The sequence below is a fragment of the Clostridioides sp. ZZV15-6598 genome (genome assembly GCF_020657705.1).
Classification (GTDB): Bacteria; Bacillota; Clostridia; order Peptostreptococcales; family Peptostreptococcaceae; genus Clostridioides; species Clostridioides difficile_F.
Genome location: NZ_JAGWCS010000264.1, coordinates 1 through 1,595 on the forward strand (window position 1 = coordinate 1; position 1,595 = coordinate 1,595).

At 26.8% G+C, this 1,595-nt stretch carries 2 protein-coding genes; both read right to left on the reverse strand.

Translation table 11 applies throughout. The annotated features are described in order from the left end of the window. Positions 1–28: 28 nt before the first annotated feature. Positions 29–637: an NUDIX hydrolase gene (locus KGF50_RS21390; protein ID WP_227849929.1), complete on the reverse strand. Its 609-nt coding sequence runs from the start codon at positions 635–637 to the stop codon at positions 29–31. A gap of 82 nt (positions 638–719) precedes the next feature. Next, positions 720–1,421, reverse strand: coding sequence for a phenylalanine--tRNA ligase beta subunit-related protein (locus KGF50_RS21395; protein ID WP_227849930.1), 702 nt, complete (start codon positions 1,419–1,421; stop codon positions 720–722). Positions 1,422–1,595 lie beyond the last annotated feature (174 nt).

The window sequence follows — 1,595 nt, forward strand, 5'->3', positions numbered from 1 at the left end:
TATATAATACAATCTCTGTTCTATATAATTATTCAAATAATTTAGTTCCTAAACTTACAAACATTTGTAAAATTAAAAATGCTTTTGTATCCATCTTATGATTACTCTGTAAAATTTCTTTTGCTTCATCTTGTGAAACTAAAATAGCTTCAATATCTTCATCTGGTTCTAAAAATTCATCAGTTATATTACCATCACATATACAGTAAACAAATGCAATCGATTCATCACTCATACCAGGAGATAGATATACTTTCTCATTACTCTTATTTTTTTGAATTTCTAAAAGAGTAAGCCCAGTTTCTTCTCTAAGTTCTCTTTCGACAGAAATATCTATAGATTCACCCTTATCGATAAGACCTGCTGGCAATTCGTATATATATCCATTAATAGGTACCCTAAATTGTTTTATTAAAATTAATTTTTTACTACTTTTATGAAGACCTACTATTGCAACTGCATCTGCACTATCTTCCTTATTTTCAAGATAAATACTTTTTAGTTGTTCACTGCTTTTTCTTGATGCTACCATCCATACCTTATCTTCATCTAGCTTATTTTTATACTCAATTTCAAAAAGTCCCATAAACTTACTTTCAACCAATGGATTTATATTCTTTATTATAGTTTTTTTCAAATTTACTACGACCTCTCTTTATTTAAATACCCTTAAGTAATTATAGGCATAATACTTTAAAATAAGTATTGGATACAGTTTCTTATATTTCCATTTCTGGGTTATCTTTATCGATGAACCCTACTTTAATTTCACAATCAAATATTTCTTTTAATAATTTTGCTAATTCTTCTCTTGCACTCATTACTTGATCTAAATTTGCATCAGCAAAACCATCTATAGGGAAAAATATATTTTTTGAACTACTTGTAATTTTTCCTTCTTCGCCTTGTCTCCATATCCATCTTCTAGTTTTCACCATATCTCCAACAGAATAAATTAATTCTCCTTCTTCCATCAACTCAACTTCAGTTTCTCCAAATGGAATAAATTTATCCCCTTTTTTTGAAAATCTAACAAATACATCATCATCTCTAAAATCCATATCATGTGCACCCATTGGAAGTATATATTTTAAAGAAATAGAGTTTCCTAAGTCTACAATAGGATTTATATGTGGAAGCTTTTTATTTTTAGCAACTCTTGTTGTCATTGCTTCTATAGAACTCATAAATTTATTTGGATTCATCCCTAAACTTCTAAATGCTTCTCTGTATGGTATAATTTCTTCTGCTTCTTTTACCTTTTTATCTTTAAAGTACTCTTCTACTCTGTCTATACTTATATCTAAAAGATTATTTATTCTTTCAATTTCTTTAGTATTGTCTATTCCTTTTGCTACCACTACACCAAAACATACATTTTCTAATTTATCAAATACTTCTTTTTCTACTATGAATTTCATTTTGCCTTGTCCTCCTGTTATTTTACATTATTTTCTAAGTAAATTTTATCACTTTATGTCTTATAAATATACCCCTATTTTAGCAATTGTTTAATTTTTTTAAATTTTCCAATTAATACAATATTACCTCTTATTAAATATTTTATATATAGTAATTATAGATTAGGCTTTTAA